Origin of the sequence: Nocardia sp. NPDC020380 (genome assembly GCF_044386975.1) — a bacterium.
Taxonomy (GTDB): domain Bacteria; phylum Actinomycetota; class Actinomycetes; order Mycobacteriales; family Mycobacteriaceae; genus Nocardia.
In genome coordinates, this window is record NZ_JBIRVQ010000012.1 from 92,633 (window position 1) to 112,433 (window position 19,801).

General features: G+C 68.1%; 25 protein-coding genes and 1 pseudogene. 16 read left to right on the forward strand and 10 right to left on the reverse strand.

What is annotated here, in order from left to right:
- Positions 1-61: 61 nt before the first annotated feature.
- The 5 genes from ACH438_RS31095 (at position 62) to ACH438_RS31115 (ending at position 3,579) form a co-directional block, all read left to right on the forward strand.
- Positions 62-451, forward strand: a complete 390-nt coding sequence (locus ACH438_RS31095; RefSeq protein WP_397012107.1) for a PaaI family thioesterase — start codon at positions 62-64, stop codon at positions 449-451.
- 102 nt (positions 452-553) lie between these two features.
- The gene (locus ACH438_RS31100) at positions 554-856 is read left to right on the forward strand and encodes an urease subunit gamma (protein ID WP_397011658.1); all 303 of its coding nucleotides are present in this window, start codon (positions 554-556) and stop codon (positions 854-856) included.
- A gap of 4 nt (positions 857-860) precedes the next feature.
- Positions 861-1,172 (forward strand): urease subunit beta, encoded by a 312-nt coding sequence (locus ACH438_RS31105; protein WP_397011660.1) that lies wholly within the window; start codon positions 861-863, stop codon positions 1,170-1,172.
- Positions 1,172-2,893 (forward strand): urease subunit alpha, encoded by a 1,722-nt coding sequence (locus tag ACH438_RS31110; RefSeq protein WP_397011662.1) that lies wholly within the window; start codon positions 1,172-1,174, stop codon positions 2,891-2,893. The genes ACH438_RS31105 and ACH438_RS31110 overlap by 1 nt, the downstream gene beginning before the upstream one ends.
- A 17-nt stretch (positions 2,894-2,910) precedes the next feature.
- Positions 2,911-3,579 carry an O-methyltransferase gene (locus ACH438_RS31115; protein WP_397011664.1) on the forward strand — a complete coding sequence of 223 codons (669 nt, stop codon included), beginning with the start codon at positions 2,911-2,913 and terminating at the stop codon, positions 3,577-3,579.
- A gap of 18 nt (positions 3,580-3,597) precedes the next feature.
- On the opposite strand, the gene ACH438_RS31120 is transcribed toward ACH438_RS31115, so the two are convergent.
- Positions 3,598-4,149 (reverse strand): PadR family transcriptional regulator, encoded by a 552-nt coding sequence (locus ACH438_RS31120; RefSeq protein ID WP_397011666.1) that lies wholly within the window; start codon positions 4,147-4,149, stop codon positions 3,598-3,600.
- Positions 4,150-4,247: 98 nt separating this feature from the next.
- Between ACH438_RS31120 and ACH438_RS31125 the strand changes: the two genes are divergently transcribed.
- Both ACH438_RS31125 and ACH438_RS31130 read left to right on the forward strand, forming a co-directional pair.
- Positions 4,248-4,658: a nuclear transport factor 2 family protein gene (locus ACH438_RS31125; protein ID WP_397011668.1), complete on the forward strand. Its 411-nt coding sequence runs from the start codon at positions 4,248-4,250 to the stop codon at positions 4,656-4,658.
- Between the two features lie 13 nt (positions 4,659-4,671).
- Positions 4,672-5,082 carry a YchJ family protein gene (locus ACH438_RS31130; RefSeq protein ID WP_397011670.1) on the forward strand — a complete coding sequence of 137 codons (411 nt, stop codon included), beginning with the start codon at positions 4,672-4,674 and terminating at the stop codon, positions 5,080-5,082.
- 57 nt (positions 5,083-5,139) lie between these two features.
- Here ACH438_RS31130 and ACH438_RS31135 read toward each other — a convergent pair whose 3' ends face one another.
- Together ACH438_RS31135 and ACH438_RS31140 are read right to left on the reverse strand one after the other, a co-directional pair.
- Positions 5,140-5,922 (reverse strand): VOC family protein, encoded by a 783-nt coding sequence (locus ACH438_RS31135; protein WP_397011672.1) that lies wholly within the window; start codon positions 5,920-5,922, stop codon positions 5,140-5,142.
- Between the two features lie 151 nt (positions 5,923-6,073).
- Entirely contained in the window at positions 6,074-6,742 is a 669-nt protein-coding gene (locus ACH438_RS31140; protein WP_397011674.1) for a TetR/AcrR family transcriptional regulator, read from the reverse strand.
- 114 nt (positions 6,743-6,856) lie between these two features.
- On the opposite strand from ACH438_RS31140, the gene ACH438_RS31145 reads away from it, so the two are divergent.
- Both ACH438_RS31145 and ACH438_RS31150 read left to right on the forward strand, forming a co-directional pair.
- Positions 6,857-8,353, forward strand: coding sequence for an MFS transporter (locus tag ACH438_RS31145; protein ID WP_397011676.1), 1,497 nt, complete (start codon positions 6,857-6,859; stop codon positions 8,351-8,353).
- Between the two features lie 51 nt (positions 8,354-8,404).
- Positions 8,405-8,611, forward strand: a pseudogene (locus tag ACH438_RS31150) (PaaI family thioesterase); the annotation flags it as partial.
- Between the two features lies 1 nt (position 8,612).
- On the opposite strand, the gene ACH438_RS31155 reads toward ACH438_RS31150, so the two are convergent.
- Positions 8,613-9,452: a hypothetical protein gene (locus ACH438_RS31155; protein WP_397011678.1), complete on the reverse strand. Its 840-nt coding sequence runs from the start codon at positions 9,450-9,452 to the stop codon at positions 8,613-8,615.
- 139 nt (positions 9,453-9,591) lie between these two features.
- Between ACH438_RS31155 and ACH438_RS31160 the strand changes: the two genes are divergently transcribed.
- A complete protein-coding gene (locus tag ACH438_RS31160) occupies positions 9,592-10,482 on the forward strand; it encodes an SDR family NAD(P)-dependent oxidoreductase (protein WP_397011680.1) in 891 nt (296 codons plus the stop codon).
- Positions 10,483-10,554: 72 nt separating this feature from the next.
- Complete coding sequence (locus ACH438_RS31165; RefSeq protein WP_397011683.1) at positions 10,555-11,169, forward strand: TetR/AcrR family transcriptional regulator; 615 nt, start codon at positions 10,555-10,557, stop codon at positions 11,167-11,169.
- On the opposite strand, the gene ACH438_RS31170 is transcribed toward ACH438_RS31165, so the two are convergent.
- Positions 11,170-12,915 carry an amidohydrolase family protein gene (locus ACH438_RS31170; RefSeq protein ID WP_397011685.1) on the reverse strand — a complete coding sequence of 582 codons (1,746 nt, stop codon included), beginning with the start codon at positions 12,913-12,915 and terminating at the stop codon, positions 11,170-11,172.
- Positions 12,916-12,991: 76 nt separating this feature from the next.
- Positions 12,992-13,993, reverse strand: a complete 1,002-nt coding sequence (locus tag ACH438_RS31175; protein WP_397011687.1) for a MauE/DoxX family redox-associated membrane protein — start codon at positions 13,991-13,993, stop codon at positions 12,992-12,994.
- 118 nt (positions 13,994-14,111) lie between these two features.
- Here ACH438_RS31175 and ACH438_RS31180 point away from each other — a divergent pair, with 118 nt between their 5' ends.
- Positions 14,112-14,345 (forward strand): hypothetical protein, encoded by a 234-nt coding sequence (locus tag ACH438_RS31180; RefSeq protein ID WP_397011689.1) that lies wholly within the window; start codon positions 14,112-14,114, stop codon positions 14,343-14,345.
- A gap of 15 nt (positions 14,346-14,360) precedes the next feature.
- Here the strand turns inward: ACH438_RS31180 and ACH438_RS31185 are convergent, their stop codons facing one another.
- Complete coding sequence (locus tag ACH438_RS31185) at positions 14,361-15,338, reverse strand: zinc-binding dehydrogenase (protein ID WP_397011691.1); 978 nt, start codon at positions 15,336-15,338, stop codon at positions 14,361-14,363.
- A gap of 142 nt (positions 15,339-15,480) precedes the next feature.
- Here ACH438_RS31185 and ACH438_RS31190 point away from each other — a divergent pair, with 142 nt between their 5' ends.
- Positions 15,481-16,113 carry an urease accessory protein UreF gene (locus tag ACH438_RS31190; protein ID WP_397011693.1) on the forward strand — a complete coding sequence of 211 codons (633 nt, stop codon included), beginning with the start codon at positions 15,481-15,483 and terminating at the stop codon, positions 16,111-16,113.
- Positions 16,114-16,153: 40 nt separating this feature from the next.
- Here ACH438_RS31190 and ACH438_RS31195 read toward each other — a convergent pair whose 3' ends face one another.
- Genes ACH438_RS31195 through ACH438_RS31205 form a run of 3 tightly spaced genes read right to left on the reverse strand, consistent with a single transcriptional unit; the run spans position 16,154 to position 17,704 of the window.
- Positions 16,154-16,570 carry a hypothetical protein gene (locus tag ACH438_RS31195; RefSeq protein ID WP_397011695.1) on the reverse strand — a complete coding sequence of 139 codons (417 nt, stop codon included), beginning with the start codon at positions 16,568-16,570 and terminating at the stop codon, positions 16,154-16,156.
- Positions 16,567-16,827 (reverse strand): hypothetical protein, encoded by a 261-nt coding sequence (locus ACH438_RS31200; protein ID WP_397011697.1) that lies wholly within the window; start codon positions 16,825-16,827, stop codon positions 16,567-16,569. The genes ACH438_RS31195 and ACH438_RS31200 overlap by 4 nt, the downstream gene beginning before the upstream one ends.
- A gap of 31 nt (positions 16,828-16,858) precedes the next feature.
- Positions 16,859-17,704 (reverse strand): class I SAM-dependent methyltransferase, encoded by an 846-nt coding sequence (locus ACH438_RS31205; protein ID WP_397011699.1) that lies wholly within the window; start codon positions 17,702-17,704, stop codon positions 16,859-16,861.
- A 67-nt stretch (positions 17,705-17,771) separates the two neighbouring features.
- Here ACH438_RS31205 and ACH438_RS31210 point away from each other — a divergent pair, with 67 nt between their 5' ends.
- From ACH438_RS31210 to ACH438_RS31220, 3 genes are read left to right on the forward strand one after another with little or no spacing between them, the layout of a single operon-like run.
- Positions 17,772-18,371: a TetR/AcrR family transcriptional regulator gene (locus ACH438_RS31210; RefSeq protein WP_397011701.1), complete on the forward strand. Its 600-nt coding sequence runs from the start codon at positions 17,772-17,774 to the stop codon at positions 18,369-18,371.
- Between the two features lie 48 nt (positions 18,372-18,419).
- Positions 18,420-19,127 (forward strand): urease accessory protein UreG, encoded by a 708-nt coding sequence (ureG, locus tag ACH438_RS31215; protein WP_397011703.1) that lies wholly within the window; start codon positions 18,420-18,422, stop codon positions 19,125-19,127.
- Positions 19,128-19,135: 8 nt separating this feature from the next.
- On the forward strand, positions 19,136-19,786 hold the full coding sequence (locus ACH438_RS31220) for an urease accessory protein UreD (protein ID WP_397011705.1): 651 nt from the start codon (positions 19,136-19,138) through the stop codon (positions 19,784-19,786).
- Positions 19,787-19,801 lie beyond the last annotated feature (15 nt).

Below are 19,801 nucleotides of genomic sequence, written 5' to 3' on the forward strand. Positions count from 1 at the left end.
TGTGCATATGACCGAAGACACCTCATCGATCAAGTCCATGGCCGATGTGACTCCCGAGCTGATGAACAAGTTCAGCGAGGGCACCTTCAGCGACCTCATCGGACTGAAGTTCACCGAGCTCACCGGTGACCGCGTGGCCGGGGAATGGGTGGTCACCCCGCAGCTGTACCAGCCGGCCGGCATCGTCAACGGCGGCGTCTACTGCACGATCATCGAGACCCTCGCCAGCGTCGCGGGCGGCGCCTGGCTCGGCGACCGCGGGACCGTGGTGGGTGTCAACAACAACACCGACTTCCTGCGGGCCGTCCGCGAGGGCGTGCTGCGCGGTGAGGCCACCCCCGTGCACCGCGGCCGTTCCCAGCAGCTGTGGGTCGTCGTCATCACCGATGAGCAGGGCCGGACCGTGGCCCGCGGCCAGGTCCGACTGCAGAATCTGTACCCGCAGAACTGATCCCGCACGGCGGGAAAAGCATAGACATTGCGAAACAAGCCGGTAACCCGGCTCGTGCCAAAATTGCCGTCGACCCGAACGAAGACCCGACGAGGAGTCCACATGCGACTGTCGCCGCACGAGCAGGAACGCCTGCTCCTGAGTTATGCGGCCGAGCTGGCCAGGCGGCGGCAGGCACGCGGACTCAAGCTCAATCATCCCGAGGTGGTCGCCATCATCACCGACCATGTGCTCGAGGGCGCTCGGGACGGACGTTCGGTGGCCGAGCTGATGGCTTCCGGTCGCACCGTGCTCACCCGCGACGACGTCATGGACGGCATCCCGGAGATGATCCACGATGTCCAGGTCGAGGCCACTTTCCCGGACGGCACCAAGCTCGTCACCGTCCACAACCCGATCGGTTAGTGCCATGATCCCTGGCGAATATCTCTGTGCCGAGGGCACTATCGAGCTCAATCCCGGCGCCGACCGCATCGAACTCGATGTCGTCAACACCGGCGACCGGCCCGTGCAGGTCGGCAGCCACGTGCACTTCCCGCAGGCCAATGCCGCGCTGGACTTCGATCGCGAGGCCGCGCACGGCCGCCGCCTCGACATCCCCGCCGGCACCGCGGTCCGCTTCGAACCCGGCCTGGGACAGCGGGTTTCGCTGGTCCCGCTGGGCGGCACCCGCGAAGTGCACGGAATCAGCCTCACCCCACCCGGAAAGCTGGACGCCTGATGGCCGAACTCTCCCGCGCCCGCTACGCCGAACTGTTCGGCCCCACCACCGGCGACCGCATCCGCCTGGCCGACACCGATCTGCTCATCGAGATCACCGAGGACCGCAGCGGCGGACCGGGTCTCGCCGGGGACGAAGCCGTCTTCGGCGGCGGCAAGGTGCTGCGCGAATCCATGGGCCAGGCCCGCGCCACCCGCGCCGAGGGCACCCCCGACACCGTCATCACCGGTGTGGTGATCGTCGATCACTGGGGAATCATCAAGGCCGACATCGGCATTCGCGACGGCCGGATCAGCGCCATCGGCAAGGCCGGCAACCCGGACACCATGACCGGGGTGCACCCGGACCTGGTGGTCGGGCCCTCCACCGAGATCATCGCGGGCAACGGGCGCATCGTCACCGCGGGCGCCATCGACTGTCACGTGCACTTCATCTGCCCGCAGATCCTCGACGAGGCCCTCACCGGCGGCATCACCACCCTGATCGGCGGCGGCACCGGACCCGCCGAGGGCTCCAAGGCCACCACCGTCACCCCGGGCGCCTGGCACGTGGGCCGCATGCTCGAGGCCACCGACGGCTGGCCGGTGAACATCGTGCTGCTCGGCAAGGGCAATACGGTGCGGCCCGAGGCGCTGTGGGAGCAATTGCGCGGCGGCGTGGCCGGATTCAAACTGCACGAGGACTGGGGCACCACGCCCGCGGCCATCGACGCCTGCCTCACCGTGGCCGACGCGTCCGGCGTACAGGTCGCGTTGCACTCGGACACGTTGAACGAGGCCGGATTCGTGGAGGACACCCTCGCCGCGATCCGCGGCCGGGCCATCCACTCGTATCACACCGAAGGCGCGGGCGGCGGGCACGCACCCGACATCATCACCGTCGCTTCGTATCTCAATGTGCTGCCCAGCTCCACCAACCCGACGCGGCCGCACACGGTCAACACCCTCGACGAGCATCTGGACATGCTCATGGTGTGTCATCACCTGAGCCCCAAGATCCCCGAGGATCTGGCCTTCGCGGAGAGCCGCATCCGGCCCTCCACCATCGCCGCCGAGGATCTGCTGCACGATATGGGCGCGATCTCCATGATCGGCAGCGACGCCCAGGCCATGGGCCGCATCGGCGAGGTGGTGCTGCGCACCTGGCAGACCGCGCACGTGATGAAGCGCCGCCGCGGCGCGCTCGCGGGCGACGGTGCCGCCGACAACAACCGGGTGCAGCGCTACGTCGCGAAATACACCATCTGCCCGGCCGTCGCGCACGGACTCGATCACGAGATCGGGTCCATCGCGGTGGGCAAGCTGGCCGATCTGGTGCTGTGGGAGCCCGCGTTCTTCGGCGTACGGCCGCACGCCGTGCTCAAGGGCGGCATGATCGCCTGGGCCGCCATGGGTGATGCGAACGCCTCGATCCCCACACCGCAGCCGGTGCTGCCGCGGCCCATGTTCGGCGCCTCACCGATCGTGGCGGCGGGCACCTCGCTCAGCTTCGTCTCCGAGGCGGCCATCGAGGACGGGCTCGCCGATCGCCTGCGGATCAACCGGAAACTGGTGCCGGTGGCCAATGTCCGCAAGCGCACCAAGGCCCATATGCCACGCAACGACGCCATGCCGCGCATCGAGGTGGAACCCGACACCTTCACCGTGCGCATCGACGGCGAGGTGTGGGACGAGCAACCCGCTGCGGAGTTGCCGATGGCACAGCGCTATTTCCTGTTCTGAGGTGGCAGACTCGGCTCATGACGAATTCGGAATGGGCCGAAGTTGATCACTACCTCGTGAATACCCTGGTGGGCGACGAGGATTCGGAAACGTTGCGGGCCAACGATGCGGCCGGGCTGCCGCATATCGACGTCTCGCCCGCACAGGGCAAGTTCCTGCATCTGATCGCGCTGTCCGTGCGTGCCCGCCGGGTGCTGGAGATCGGCACCCTCGGCGGGTACAGCACCACCTGGCTGGCGCGCGCGGTCGGCAAGGCGGGGCAGGTGGTGACCCTCGAATACGAGCCCAAGCACGCCGAGGTCGCGCGCAAGAACCTGGACCGCGCGGGCGTGGGGGAGCGGGTCGAGATCCGGGTGGGCGCGGCGCTGGACTCGCTGCCGGTGCTGGCCGGGGAGCAGCCCGAGCCGTTCGATCTGGTGTTCATCGATGCCGACAAGGTCAACAACTCGAACTATGTGCAGTGGGCGCTGAAGCTGACCCGGCCGGGCTCGGTCATCATCGTCGACAATGTGGTGCGCAACGGCGGTATCGCACAGGCGGATTCGTCCGATGCGGCGGTGCGCGCGAGCCGTGATGTCATCGAATTGCTCGCCGCCGAACCGCGTCTGGAGGCCACCGTGCTGCAGACCGTCGGCAGCAAGGGCTGGGACGGTTTCGCCTACGCCCTCGTGCTGGGCGACGAATAACCCAGCGCGGCAACGGTGTCAGGAGCCGGCAGCGTGACCGTCCGGGTGCGCTGCCAGCTCCTCCCAGAATTCCACGTACGCCTGCTCGTGCCGGATGCCGAGTTGCAGGATGCGGGCGCGCGAGACCGCGCCCACATTGTCCTCGGGATCGATCTCCGCGCGTAGCTTGCGGTAGAGGTCCAGCCAGCGGCGGTGTTCCGCGGCCTGGGCGCGGGCCAGTCCCACCACGTCTCCCTGTGCGCCGAGATCGGCGAAGAACAGTTTGAGCTGCGCGGGATCACGCGTCTCCGGGGGCGGTGCGCTCGGATCGGCCAGCCAGCGGGTCAGTTCGGCCTGCCCGGCGTCGGTGAGGTGGAAGACCCGCCGCCGGCGCCCGCCCTCCTCGGCTTCCTCGCGCAGGAGTCCCTGTTCGGCCAGGCGCGGCGGGACGCGATAGAGCTGAGCGTGGGGGATGGGCCAGAAGTAGTCGACGCTCTCCTCGAGCCGGGCCTTGAGTTCGTAGGGGGTGAGCGGTCCGTGCCGGGCGATGAGACCCAGCACGATGTGGTCCTGCGGACCGAGTTCGGCCATCCTGCAACCCCTTTCATGGTGCCCTGTTGACATCATATCAGTGAGACTATATGTTCATTCCATCGAGACCGTATCAATGATACTAACAAGGAGTGGGCATGCGTGACTTCGGCATCGAACTGTTCGAACTGTGGACCGATATGTGGAACCTGAACCTGGACCGGGTCGAGCAGATCATGGCCCCGGAATTCACCCTGCGCTACGCCCAGCCCGGCGCGGACGTCTACGACGACATCCACGACCGCAAGGCCCTCGCCACGCAGGTCACGGCATTCCACGGGCAGGTGCCCGGCGTGCGGTTCTCCTCCGACGGAGTGCCGGTCGTCGAAATGGACGACAGCCGAACCGGAATCGTGGCCCGGCCCTACCGGGCGACCCTGACCGACGGGGACGGCGGCGAACGCGTGCTGCACGGCACCGACATCCTGCGCGCGGAGAACGGGCTCATCGTGGAGGTCTGGTCGGTCTCCGGCGGCCCGGGCGGACGCAGCTTCTACGCCGCGAACTGACAGAATCGTCCGCATGTCCAAGCGCCGCAGAGCCCGCCCGATGCCCGAGGACTGCCCGTGCGGGCAGTCCGCGACATACGCGGACTGCTGCGGGCGGCTGCACAGCGGCGCGGCACAGGCCACCACCGCCGAACAGTTGATGCGCTCGCGCTTCAGCGCCTTCGCCGTCCACGACGAGGCTTATCTGCTGCGCAGCTGGGATCCCCGAACCCGGCCCGCCGACGTGGATTTCGATCCCGGCATGAGCTGGGAACGCCTCGACATCGTCGGCAGCACCGGCGGCGGGCCCTTCCACACCGAGGGCACGGTCGAATTCCGCGCCCACTACCGGGCGGGCGGCGCGGCGGGCGTCCTGCACGAGAACAGCCGTTTCCGCCGCGACCACGGCGCCTGGGTCTATCTCGACGGCGATATCGAGCACTGACCCCGGCCGGTCCGGGTCACCCCGCGAAACCCGAATCGGCCCGGCGGCCAGTGGGATTCAGCCCTGAACCGACATGATCGCGAAGGCGGCGCCCGCCTGATCGGCGAGGACGCCGAGACGGGACGGGCCGGGCATGTCCTGGGGTTCCTGCACCACCGTGCCCCCGAGTTCGGCGGCACGCGCCGCGGTGGCATCGGTATCGGCGACCCGGAACGTGACGGACCAGAACGGCGCGGGCTGACCGGGCGCGGCCAGGGCCGCACCGCCGAACTCGCCACCGCCGCCACCCGCGGTCAGGGCCTGGTAGGGATTCTCGGCCGCGGTCTCCCAGGCGGCGTTCTCGTAATGCCAGCCGAGCACTTTCGCGTAATGCGACATGGCCTCGGCCGGATTGCGGACCGCAGCGTACTGCACCCAGCAGGGATTGTTCACCGCGCGGAAGCGCTCGGTGCCCGGGTTCGAAAGCGGTTGCGAGACACAGTAGGGCGCGCCGTCGGGATCGGTGAGGACGGCGAATTCGGCCGCGCCACCGGCATTCGTGGGGCCGATGAAGACGCCCGCTCCGGCATCGACCGCGGTCGCGACCGCGGCCTTGCAGTCGGTGACCGCGAAATACGGCAGCCAGACGGCGGGCTTGCTGCCGCCGTCGGGGGTGGCGGCGGTGACGATGCCCGCGACCAGCGCGTCATCCTGCAGGAACAGGGTGTAGTGGTCGTTGTCCGGGCCGGTGTCGCGGGCCGTCCAGCCGAACAGGGCGCCGTAGAACTCGGCGGTGGCGGGGATATCTGGGGAGGTGACGTCGAACCAGCCGGGTGCGCCCGGAATGAAATCGGAAGGCATGTGCTCTCCTCGTCTTTCGTGACGGTCTTCTCGTGACGATCGATGCGCACGCGCAAACCACGCAGGAATGCAGCCTGTGCAAACGTGCAGACGATGCCGGGTGGCGATATTCATCGGGCCCGCCACGAAATCGGGCGAGCCCCGCGCGTGGTCAGGATCGCGCGCGGGCCTCGAAGCCGTCGCAGAGTGCGTCCAGGCCGGTCTCGAGCAGATGCGCCGGATCGAGCAGGGCGGTATCGCCGAGACCGTGCAGGTCCGCCAAAGCCGGCGGGGTGGGCCACAACGGCGTGCCCTCCAGCAGGGCGGTGAGACCGGAGCGCTCGCCCGGTTCACTGTCCCTGGCCTGCAACAGTTTCGCGCTCACCTCCTGTAAAGCTACACCGGCGATGTAACTCCACACCGCCAGGGCCATGCGGGTGGCCTCGCGGGCGTCGACCCCGAGTTCGCGGAAACCCTCCACCAGCCAGCTCAAGACGACCAGGCTGTGGGCACCGAAGTTGTAGCGCGGCACCGCGAAGGTGAACAGGACCCACGGATGTTGCTGGTAGAGCTGCCAATCCACCTCGGCGGCAATGCGCACGCGATCGCGCCAGGTCCAGGCCTGGCCGGTGGCGTCGGGGTAGGTATTGCGCCGCGAGACCTCGTCGGTCATGGCGGCCAGCAGGGTGTCCTTGTTGGGGATGTGGCGGTACAGCGACATGGCGCCGGCGCTCATCCGTTCGGCGATGCGGCGCATGGAGAGAGCGTCGAGTCCGGACTCGTCGGCCAGGTCGATGGCGGTGTCGACAATGGCGGCCCGGGTGAGCTTGGCCTCGGTCATCGGACGAATTGTTTCCTTCCAGTACCAGGCATGCGTACACTGTACTCCGGACCGCGCGTACGGCGTACGCGCGCTTGTCGTTCAGCAGCCCGAAATCAGCCCGAAGGATAGGTGATGACCAGTACTCTCGCGCGTCCCGACGCGAAGACGACGCGCCGCGCCTGGCTGGGCCTGGCAGTGCTCCTGCTGCCCGTGCTCCTGGTATCGATGGACATGTCGGTGCTCTACCTCGCCATGCCCACCCTCACCGACTCCCTCGATCCCTCGGCCGCCCAGCAGCTCTGGATCCTGGACATCTACGGCTTCATGATCGCCGGCCTGCTCATCACCATGGGCAACCTCGGCGACCGCATCGGGCGGCGCAATATCCTGCTGGCCGGGGCGAGCATCTTCGGATTGGCTTCCATCCTGGCCGCATTCGCGCCCAGCGCCGGGGTACTGATCGCCGCGCGCGCCCTCATGGGTATGGGCGGGGCGACCCTGCTGCCCTCCAGCCTGGCACTCATCTCGACGCTGTTCCCCGAGGCGCGCGCCCGAGCCACCGCCATCGGCGTCTGGACGGCCTTCTTCGCGGGCGGCTCGGCCGTCGGGCCGATCATCGGCGGCGTACTGCTGCACCACTTCTGGTGGGGTTCCGTCTTCCTGATCAACATCCCGGTACTGCTCGTACTGCTGGTCTTCGGGCCGCTGCTGCTGCCCGAGCACAAGTCGACCGGGCGCGGGCCGCTGGATCTGCCCAGCGTGGCACTGTCCATCGGCGGCATCCTGCCCCTCGTCTACGCCGTGAAGCATTGCGCCGCGGAAGGAGTCGACGCACCCGCCATCGGCATCGGCGTCGTGGGCCTGCTGTTGCTGGTGCTGTTCATCCGCCGCCAGCGCACCCTCACCGAACCACTGCTGGACCTGAGCCTGTTCCGGCGCGGACTGTTCTCCGTCGCCATCGGTTCCAGCACCGTCGGCATGCTGGCGCTCGCCGGTATGAGCTACCTGACCGGCATGTACCTGCAGACCGTCACCGGACGCGATGCGCTGCAAGCCGCACTGCTCGGGATCCCCATGGCCGTGGTGGTGTTCGTATGCTCCATGAGCGGGGCGCGCATCGGGCGCGCGCTCGGCACCAAGACCGCCTTCGTGCTCGCGCTGAGCATGGCCGCGGCCGGCAACCTCATGCTGCTCGGCGTCGGCGTGGACGGTGGAATCGGCTGGTACGTGGCCGGTTCCGTGGTGGCGGGCATGGGCTTCGGCACCGCCTTCACCCTCGTCTCGGAGGTGGCCGTGTCCTCGGTGCCCGCCGAACGCGCCGGATCGGCCGTCGGCATCTCGGAGACCAGCTTCGAACTCGGCAACGGCCTCGGGCTGGCGCTGCTGGGTTCGCTTGCGGCACTGGTCTTCCGCTCCGGCGGCGACTTCAAGGCGACGCTGGGGGAGACCATCACCGACGCGGGCGGCAATACCGCCCTGATCGATTCCGCGCGCGAATCCTTCGTCAACGGCATGCATGTCGCCACCACGACCGGCGCGGTGCTGCTCGCCGCGATGGCGGTGATCGCGTTCTTCGCCAAGGGCGGCGCGCGATCAGACGACGGTGAGCACGCGCCGCACCCGGCGTAGGGCCGCCGCGAGGTCGTCGTGGGACGGGTTCGCCAGAGCCAGGCGAAAGGCGGAGAATCGTTCACCAGCATCGATATTCGCACCGCATTCCTGCGACCGGTGTGGGCGGACACCCTGACGGCCCGTGCGCGGCCGACACACTCGGGCCGCACCATCACCCGCTACCGATGCGATGTCCTGCGCAGCGACGGCAAACCCGTCGCCTCGGTGATCAGCACGGTGATGACCCTGCGTGGTGACAGCGTGCTCGGGCGCTGACCTATCGGCCGAAGACGAGGGTCCACATTTCGCTCGCCCGCTTGCTCATCGGCTGGATGATCGTGCGGTAGGTCCAGCGGGCCGGGCGGGCGATGTGGTCACGCCAGAGGCGGGCGGTGGCGGCCGCGAGTGGCTGCAGCACAGTGCGATACAGCCGGCGGCAGGGCGTGATCACCAGGATCCGGGTCACGATGGTCGCGATCCGCCAGCCGAACAGGACCGATACGACGAAGGCATAGATCAGCGGGCGCAGGATCCAACGCCAGCACATCCGTGCGGGCCACCGCAGGAACCAGCGGTAGCAGAAACCCAGACCGCGGCCGAGGGCGTGCACGGCCGGATCGAGCACTTCGGCTGTCAGCCAGGTGAATCCGGGCCGGAGCAGGCGCCGCCACAGGAATCCGGCCGGTCGGACGATGAGCCAGGTGATGGCGAATTCCAGCACCCGGAACAACAGGATCAGGCCCGGGCGCAGCAGCAACCGCCACACCCATTGCTCGATGACGTGGCGGAAGGGCTGCAGGACGAACTGGACCAGCAGCGCGCCGAGCGGCGTCAGCACCAGACTCCACAGCACATGCTGGATCAGCCAGCGCCACAGATAGTTCTTGACGAATTTCCAGCCGGGACGAAACACCCAATCCCGGAGCAGTTTCGCGGTGGGTTCGAGTAGATGGTCGAGGAAGTACGCCCAAGACCGCGCGATGGTCCGCGAGACGAACTTGACCGCCTCCCACAGCAGCCGCGGTGGCAGGAATATCGCCAGGGCGATGCCGCGGACGATCCAGCCGCCGAATGAGACATGGTCCGGTGTGCGCTGTTCCGGAGGCTGTGCCGTCATGATTCCCCGTCCTTCCCCGTGTTCCGTTGTTGATTCTTCGGTACGGGCGGGTGCGACACGCGTGTGAAAATGCCTCGCGCACCGGGTATTTCCACTCAGCTCTCGATCGTGTCCGGTTGGTGCAGTTACAGTCGGAGTCGTGGCTGACAATTCGGCGCCGAACAGCGACAACTCGGCCGGTTCGAACGGCCGGCCGTTCGCCGAGCGCGTAGCGACCAGGATCTTCTACCCGACCTCCCGGCCGCGCGAGAAATCCTTGCGCGACAGCGTCACCGGCAAGATCATCCTGGTGACCGGCGCCTCACACGGCATCGGCAAGGCCGCGGCGAAGAAGCTGGCGGGCGCCGGTGCGATCGTGTTGCTGGTCGCCCGCTCGGCCGAGGACCTGGAACAGGTCGCCGCCGATATCCGCGCGGAGGGCGGCCGCGCGCACGTGTACCGCTCCGACATCACCGATTTCGAGGCCGTCGACCAATTGGCCCGCGCCCTGCTCGCCGAACACGGTCACATCGATGTGGTGATCAATAACGCGGGCCGTTCGATTCGCCGCGCCCTCGACGAATCCTATGATCGCTTCCACGATTTCACCCGCACCATCGACGTCAACTACCTGGGCCCGGTCCGGCTGCTGCTGAGCCTGCTGCCCGCGATGCGCGAACGCCGCCAGGGGCACATCGTCAACATCTCCACCTGGGGTTTGCGTATGCCGCCCGCACCGCGCTGGTCGGCCTACGGCGCCTCCAAAGGCGCCTTCGACATCTGGTTGCGTACGGTCGCAACCGAAATCGCGGCCGACAATGTGACCACCACCTCCATCTACATGCCGCTCGTGCACACCCGCATGAGCGCGCCCACCGACTTCTCCGGCGTACCCGGCCTCACCGCCGACGAGGCCGCCGACCTGGTCTGTCATGCCGTGGTCTCGCGCCCGCGGGAGATCTCGCCCTGGTGGACCGGGCCCGTGCAGGCCTGGACCGACCTCACGCGCGGCGCGGCGCAGCGCTTCATGGAACGCGGGTTCGGGCGCTGAATCCGCTCGCCTCGCGCGGCACACGGTAGTTTTTCTGTATCGGGTGCCGGTGACTGGTTGCGAGGGAGAGTGATGACCGAGGCTGGGGTGCGGCGGACGCAGGCCGAACGCCGCGCCGAGACGAGCGCCCGGCTCGTGGACGCCACCATCGCCTCCATCGTCGAAGTCGGGTATGCGCGCACCTCCACCAAGGAGATCTGCGCTCGCGCGGGGGTATCGCACGGTGCGTTGTTCGGGCGGTTCGCCACCGTGCTGGATCTGATGCTGGCCGCGGCCGCCGAGGTGGCGCGCCGGCAGATCGAGCAGTTCACCGCCGACCTGGCGCCGGTGCCGGATCAGCGGGACGTGACCACCGTGCTGGGGCTGCTGCGGGAAAGAGCTCGCGCGCCCATCAATTCGGTGTGGATCGAATTGCAGGTCGCCGCGCGCACCGATGCGGATCTGCGGGAGCGGCTGGCACCGGTCGTCATCGAATACGTCGGGGCGATCTTCACCGCGGCCGATGCGGTGCCGGCGTTCCGGGAATTCGCCGCGGACCGCCGGGATCTGCTGTTGCTCATGTCGATGCACTTCTTCGACGGGGAAGGGCTGACCGCCGTGCCCTACCCGTGGCCGGAACTCGACGAGCAGCGGCTGGGGCTGCTCGCCGAGATGGTCCGGCAGTATCGGGTCGACGAGACCGAGTGATCAGGCCGCTTTCAGGAAGCGGCCGGTGCGGGCGCCGACACCGTAATCGTCGGTGAAATCGCCCTGGCGGAACACGATCCGGCCATTGATGCCGGTCGCGGTCACCACCGCGTCATTGCGGTTGACCATCCGGCTCAGTCCGCCGTAGAACGGCACGCGCTCTTCGTGATACGCATCCAGCGTGCCGTCGAAGGCGGCCGGATCGATCACCACGAAATCCGCGCGATCACCGAGCCGCAAGGTGCCGGCCTCCACGCCGAACCAGGCGCCGAGCTCACCGGTCAGGCGATGCACGGCCTGCTCGAGGGCGAGGAAGGGCCGCCCGGCCAGTTCGGCGGCGAGCGCCCGCGCCAGCAGCCGCAGCCCGAAGTTGTAGAACGCCATGTTCCGCAGATGCGCGCCGGCATCGGAGAAGCCCATATGCACGCTCGGCTGGGTGGCGAGCTTGTCCAGCACCTTGGGGCGATGATTGGCAAGCACACTGTGCCAGCGCACATTTCGCTCACCGTGCTCGACCAGCACGTCGAGGAAGGCGTCGATCGGGTGAATGTCCTGTTCGGTGGCGAGCTGGCCGAAACTCTTCCCGATCACGGCGGGGTCGGGGCATTCGACGATGACGGCATCGTGGAAGTCGCGATGCCACAGGCCCGGCATCCGCTTGTGATCGAACTCGCGGCGGAAACCGCGGCGGTATTCGAGATCGGCCAGTAGCTCGTTGCGCGCCAGCTGATCTCGCAGATGCAGCGCGGCGGTGCCCGCCCCGAACTCCTCGAACACCGGCAGGTCGATGCCGTCGGAGTAGAGCTCGAACGGCACCGGAAGATGTTGCAGGCGCACATCGGAACGCACGAGGGTATTCATGAGCCGGGTACCCCAGCCCATCAGCAGATGCACACCCCGCATCGACTTGGCATCCGCCGCCGTGAGCAGCGAGGTGCGGACCTGGCGGCGGCGCAACAGCGCACTGGATTCCAGGAAGAACCGCAGAATGGTCCACGGCGCCATTTGATTCGGGGCGCTCTGCAGGACGCGATCACGTTTGCGCAGCACGCGAGTGAGCGCGCGCAGCTCCCGGGTACGGGCGAACGTGGCAGGCAGGGCCCGTGAGCGGAACCGATCCCCGTCGAGCTTGTCGATCGCGGCCTCCATGCTCGACATACCGAGCAGTCCCGCCTCGAGCGCCTCGTCCAGCAGCGTGGTCATGCGATCGAGCTCGTCGCGGGTGGGCGCGATATCCGGATCGGTGGCCCGCCCGAGCCCCATCACATGCGCCCGCAGATCCGAATGACCCAGGAACAGCGCGATATTCGGCCCGAGCGGCAGCGATTCGAGCGCCTCGACATACTCCGCGGCAGTCTTCCAGGTCTTCCCCTCGCTCAGCGCCTGCACCACGAACTCCCGCGGCACCGCCTCCACCCGGCTGAACAGGTCCGCGGCATCCTCCGCATCCGAATACACCGTCGACAGTGAGCAATTCCCGAGCACGACGGTCGTCACCCCGTGCCGCACCGATTCCCGCAACCCCGGCGCCAGCAGCACCTCCGCGTCGTAATGGGTATGCACGTCGATGAACCCGGGCACCACCCACTGCCCCGCCGCCTCGATAACAGTGGCCCCCGCACCCCCGTCCAGCTCACCATCGGCGACCGCGGCCACCTTCCCGTCCCGTATCCCCAACGTCCTCGTCACCGGCGCCGCGCCGGTCCCGTCGAACCACAGTCCGTTCTTGATGACGATGTCGAACATGCAGAGCCTCCACCCGTGTCAGTGTGGCTCACGGTAGCAGATATATTTCGACCACTCTGTTTTTATCTTTGATAGGTCATGATCGGTTCGACGCCTTTGCCGCCGCGCGCTCCGGGATCGAAGGGTTCTCCCGGAACAGCCCGCGGATGCCACCCGCACCGGGCGCCGGCGCGGATTCGATCTTGCCGCTGGGTCCGACCTGTATCGCGGTCGGCGTGCCGGAGATCGCGTAGCGGCGGGCAATCTCGTTGCGCTGCTGAACGAGGTAGTCGCCGATGCCGTACTCGTCGCGCCACAGTGCGTTCTCCGCCAAGGTGCCCGAGCCGATCACCACCACATCGACGTACTCGCGGATTCCGGCCGACAGCGCGGGCAGGTCGCCCGCGATGGACTTGCACGGGCCGCAACCCGGATGCAGGAAGATCAACATCTGCGATCGGCCCGAGGTCAGCAGCTGCCGTAGGGAAGTGACGCCGGTGGTGGAGGGCAGCTCGAAATCCGGTGCGCGGGAACCGATCTCCAGTTGCAGCGCCATCGTGCTCGAATCGCCGGCGCGGGAACGGAACGCGTGCAGCATCAGCCCCTGCCGCACCTGAACCGCGGCCAGGGCGACGGCCACGCTGATGATCAGCAGCCGGTCACCGCTGATTCCCGTCGCGGGGAGATCCGGGTATCGCAGCGTGGCCGCCACCGCCACGCCGCCCAGCACGAGCAGTCCCAGATTGCGAACCAAGGTGCGCATCCCGATCGGCGTCGCGCTGGGCTCGCCGAAACACGCACAGGCCGGTCGATCACCGCGCCGCAGCCGCCAGCCGACGGCCGCGGTGAATCCAGCCAGCAAGAGCACTCCCGCCACGGCGGAGGCCACGCAGCCATATGGCACCAGCAGTGCGGCCGCCACCACGGCTTCGACCGCGGGCAGCGCCCACACCGCCGCGGGCGTCAACCGCATCGGGACCCCGAACGCGGCCAAGGCCTCCCCGGTGGCGTCCCGCGCCGTGAACTTGCCGTAGGCCGCGACCGCGAACACCGCGCCGAAGACCATCCGCACCGCCCACGCCGCCGGCTCCCACCACATCTCCGCAGCATGACACATCTTGCGAATTCGCAACGCTTGCAATGTCATTACCCGCCTTCGCAAAGGCGGCGGCTGCTTCACTGGACGGACAGCTCGCACCGGTGGAAGGAGTTCTTCAATGACCGAAGAGACCAAAACCGCGACAGCCGCCGACGCCGCCGATGCCGAGAACGACATCGGCGTCCATGACGGTGGTTCGTGTGACAGCTCGGAGGTGACGGACGTCTGCTGGGATTCGCAGAACTACGCCACCTGCTCCAACGGCGAATGGATAGTCCGGCCCTGCGCCTCGGGAACCGTCTGCCAGGACGACGGAAACGGCAACGTCACCTGCGGATGGGGCGACGAGTAGCGGCAATTGGGATCCTCACGGGACGAGTACGACCTTGCCCGTCGTGGCGCCTGATTCGAGAGCGTGGTGCGCGATAGCGGCCTCGGAGAGCGGGAAGGGATGCACGGCGGGGCGCAGGCGGCCTGTCGCGGCTTCGGCCAGGGCCCGGGTTTCCAGGGTGCGCAGGCCGCCGCCCAGTTCGAGCATCTTGGGGCCGAGGACGACCTGGGAGGTGACGTGGCGTTCGGCGTGCTCGGCCTCGGTGATTTCGATGGGGGAGTCGGACCAGCCGTAGATCAGGCGGATGCCGCCGGGGGCGAGTAGGTCGAAGGCCGCGCGGGCGGTTTTGCCGCCCACGCCGTCGAACAGGATCGTGGCGGGGCGGTCGCCGTAGGTCGCGCGGATCTGGTCGGGCCACTCGGAGGCGTGGTAGTCGAGGGAGAGATCGGCGCCGTTGCGGGCTACCTGCTCGGCTTTCTCCGGGCTGCCGGAGAGTCCGATCACGGTGGCGCCCAAGAACTTCAGGTACTGGACCAGCAGGGTGCCGATGCCGCCTGCGGCGGAGGTGACCACGGCGACCGTGTCGGGGGTGATGTCGGTGAAGGCCAGGATGCCGAGGGTGGTGCGGCCGGTGCCGATCATGGCTACCGCCGCGGCGGGGTCGAGGCCGGCCGGGATCGGGTGCAGGCGTTCGGCTTCGGTGACCGTGAGTTCGGCGTAGCCGCCGGGGGCCATGCCGATATGGGCGACTACTGCTCGGCCGAGCCAGGATTCGTCGGTGTCGGGGCCGACGCGGTCGACGGTGCCCGCGATCTCGCGGCCGGGGATGGATGGCAGGGAGGGGAGGACCATGGGTCCTTCGGTGCGGCCCTGGCGTTGGACGGTGTCGATCAGGTGGACGCCGGCCGCGGCGACGCGAATGCGGACCTGCCCGGGGCCGGGCTCCGGGTCGGGGACGGTGTCGTAGCGAAGGTTCTCGGCCGGGCCGAACTCGTGAAGACGGATGGCGTGCAAGGGGACTCCTGATCTCGATCACGTGGTCGGAGTCCAGCCTGCAACCTCGAGCAAGGTTCAGGTCAAGCCGGCGCTCGGGGCGCTGCACGGGTGTTCGAGGCTGCGCATAGGATCGTCCGATGCACTACCCGGACATTCAGCGATGAGCCTCGCCACCCTGCTCACCCTGGCGGACTCCCGCTTGCCCATCGGCGGCCACGTCCACTCCGGCGGCGTCGAAGAGGCCATCAGCTCCGGCCTGATCCGCGACGTCGCAAGCGTCGAGCTCTACCTCCGCCGCCGCATCCGCACCTCGGGCGCGGTCGCCGCCTCCCTGGCCGCCGCCGTCTGCGCCGGCACCCTCGACCCGGCCCGCGCCGACCTCGAAGCCGACGCCCGCACCCCCGCACCCGCGGCCCGCGCCGCCTCCCGCGCCCAAGGCCGCGGCCTCCTCCGCCTCGCCAAACAGGTCTGGCCCCAAGCCCACTGGCCCGAAATCGCCCCCCGCCCCCACCTCTCCACCGTCTTCGGCATGGTCGGCGCCACCGCCGGCGCCTCCCCGGAAGAAATCGCCGGAGTAGTCGTCTACACCACCATGACCGGCGCAGCCACCGCAGCCCAACGCCTCCTGGCCCTCGACCCGGCCGCAGTAGCCGCCTGCACCATCCGCCTGACCGAAGTCTGCGACCGCACAGCCCGGCAAGCAACAAAAGCCCTAGCCGCCCTATCCGACCCACTCCAAGACGTCCTCGCCGAACGCCACCTCACCCGAGAAATGCCCCTCTTCGCCTCGTGACGATGCTGGGATTCGTCGAACTACGACGGCGAACCGCTGCTCAATCGTCGGTGAATTCGACGATGCTTACGCGGAACGGCAGTCGCTGTTCGACCTCCGTCCACCGTGACCGGTCGATTGTGATGATCTCCCAGTCGAGATAGCGAGCCACCGCGACGGTATGGGCGGCGGGCAGGTCGATGGGTTCGGTGCCCGAGGCGGCGACCTCGGCCAGTTCGTTTGCATCGTCGGTGCTGGCCAACGCTGCGATCTGGATGGCATCGAGATTGTCGACCAGGCCGTTGACCTGGGCTCGCTGATCGTCGGACAGTCCGATCAGACTGCTCGCGAGTGGCAGCGCGGGTACCGCGATCCGAATGTCGCGGCTGTCGAGAACCGCGATGAGGTTGGAGACGTTCGGATCGCCGAAGGCGTGGGCGTGAATGACGGTGTCGTCGAGTACATATCCGGCGCTCACTCGTGTGCCGCCTGTCGCTGTGCGAGTCGTTCCTCGAGCCGGTCGGCCTGGCGCTCGGCCCACGCGACCGCGCTCGCATTCTGTCGATCTGCTGCGATGCGGTTCTCCCACGCCAGGCGGTTACGGCTCTGTGACGACTTGTAGTGGCCGATGAGACGGTTGATCACCGCATCGAGAGACTCGTTGGGCTTCGCGAGCGTCTGTAGCTCATCCCGGGTGGCAGGGCGAGTGGTGATCGTGGTCTTATTCTCGGCCATGCCGCGAAGCATATCAGTAATGCTTGAAGCATTACTCGTGATTGCGGGCGGCTGTAATTGCCAGGGTGGTGTAGTCCATGGTGAAGGTGCCGCCTTGTTGGTCGATGGCTTTGCCTGCGGCGGTGAGGAGTTGCTCGAGTTGGGTGGGTTGGAGGCGGGTGAAGGCGCCCATGGTGGGGATTTGGTCGAGGTATTCGTCTCGGGTGTAGGGGCGTTGCCAGGTGTGGCGCCATTCTTCGGGTTCAGTGAACTGGCCGGTGGCTCGGAGTTGGTCGGCGACTCTGGTGACGAAGGTGTCGTAGGCGTGGCGGGCTGAGCCGGCGCCGCGGAGGACGGCGGTTGCGTCGGGTGGGGTTTGGTCGGCCAGGACTCGGCGGAAGGCGGCGGTTATGACCTCCTGGACGGCGGCGGGGGGTTCGAAGATGTGCCAGAAGGCGGCGAAGCGGCCGTTGGGGCGCAGGAGCTTTGCGAGTTTGGGGATGCCCTGGTCGGGATCGACCCAGTGCCAGGCGGTTCCGGCGATGACGGCGTCGAAGGTGCGGGTGGCGGGGTCCCAGGTTTCGAAAGTGGCTGTCTCGACGGGGATTCCGGTGTTGCGGGCGAAATCGGCCATGCGGGGGTCGGGTTCGACGCCGAGGACGGTGCAGCCTTCGGTGCGGAACTGGCGGGCGGCGATGCCGGTGCCGCAGCCGACGTCGAGGATTTCGGGGCCGGGGCCGGGGCTCGCGGCGGCGATGCGCTTGATGAGGGCCTCGGGGTAGGGCTGGCGGGTGCGGTCGTAGCGGGCGGAGTCGACGCCGAAGGATTCGGCCATCTGCCGGTAGCGATGGGGTTCGGGGGTGTCGGGGCGGGCTGGCTCCGGAGGTAGAGTGACCATGCGCCCACTCTAAGTGGGCGTGCGCCCACTCGGCAAGGGTGGGCGGCCGATCGAGAAGGAGTCGTGCGTGCCGACCGGGGTAGCCATTCGCGATCCACGCCAGCAGTTGTTCGCCGCCGCCGAGCGGATCCTGTTGCGGGACGGGCCGAGCGCCTTGACCAGCCGCGGGGTCACCGCCGAGGCGGGGTGCGCGAAAGGCGTACTGCACCGGCACTTCACCGATTTCGACGACTTCCTCGCCGAACTGGTGCTGGATCGGGCCGCCCGGATCGAAGGACAGGTGCCCGCGCTGCGCGCGACCGCCGGAACCGGCACGGTCGTCGGCAATCTCGGGGTGGGACTGACCGCGATCTTCGAAACCGTGGCCGTGGCGGTGGTCAGCCTCGTCACCTTCCGCGACGAACTACGCGCGCGACTACGGCAGACCTGGCCGCGGGGCGTCCCGCTGTTGTCCGAGGCCACGGCCATGATCGCGACCTATCTGGAGGACGAACGCGGACGCGGCAGGCTCACCGCCGACGCCGATATCGACGCCCTCGCACACACCCTCATCGGCTCCGGCCACCTGCTCTTCGCCGACCGCACACACACTCCCACCCCCGAGGAAGTGAACGGAATCGTCGCCTCGGTCGTGGCCGGCGCCCTGACAAGTATGCCGACCAGGTAACACCCGGTTTACGTACGTGGGCAAGGATGGTTACCGAAAGGAGCGAACATGCCACCACACCTGATCGACGGGGAACCGCACGATCACAGCCATGACCGTCCCAAGCGGGAACGCACCCCAGGAGAGCCGGTGCGCATCGGCGTCGGCGGACCGGTCGGGTCGGGCAAGACCGCGCTGGTGGCCGCCCTGTGCCGGCAACTGCGCGATGAGCTGTCGCTGGCCGTGCTGACCAACGACATCTACACCACCGAGGACGCCGACTTCCTGCGCCGCCACGCCGTCCTGCCGGACGAGCGCATCACCGCGGTCCAGACCGGCGGCTGCCCGCACACCGCCATCCGCGACGACATCACCGCGAATCTGGACGCCATCGACGACCTGATCGAGGCGAACCCGCCCCTGGATCTGATCCTGGTGGAGTCCGGCGGCGACAATCTGACCGCCACCTTCTCCTCCGGCCTGATCGACGCCCAGATCTTCGTGGTGGACGTGGCCGGCGGCGACAAGGTGCCGCGCAAGGGCGGACCCGGCGTCACCTATTCGGATCTGCTGGTCATCAACAAGACCGATCTCGCACCCATGGTCGGCGCGGATCTGTCGGTGATGGACCGGGATTCGACCAAGGTGCGCGAGGGCCGCCCCTTCGTGTTCACCTCGCTCACCGAGGATCCGGCCGCCACGCCGGTACTGAACTGGGTGCGCGAGCAGCTGAAGCACGCCGCCGAACACGATGCGGCCGCGGGCATTGCGCACTGAGGCAGTGAATGCGCACTGAAGTTCGGATCGAAGCCGTCGCCGGGTCGCTGCCGCGGATTCACGCGGTCGGCGGCCTGTCGGCGCGCCGCACCGGGATCGACACGGTGCATTTCATCGGCACGGCCGCCACACCATTGGGTGGCGACGAGCTCGATATCGTGATCACGGTGGGTCCCGGCGCGCGCCTGAACGTGCGTTCGGTGGCCGCCACCATCGCCCTGCCCGGGCGTGGTACGCCGAAGTCGTTCGCGCACTGGCATTTCGAGGTGGCGGCGGGCGGTGAACTGGATTTCGATCCGGAGCCGACCGTGGTCGCGGGCGGTGCGGAGCACGAGACGCTCACGACGGTCCAGCTGGCGGAAGGCGCGAAACTGCGCCTGCGCGAACGGATTCAGATCGGCCGGACCGGTGAGGACCACGGCTTCTGGAGTGGCGAGCTGACCGCCGATATCGGCGACACTCCCTTGCTCCGGCACTGCCTGGAACTCGGCGGCGAGGCGATCACCGACGACGCCCTGACCGCTCCCCGTGCGCTGGAAAGCATCCTGACCTACCCCGATGATCGCCCCGCCGCGACGCAGGGAATGGATGCGGCCCTATTGCCGCTGGCGGCCGGCGGGACGCTGTTCACCCGCACCGCGAGCCTGCTGCGCGTGTGATTCATTCCGCCGCAG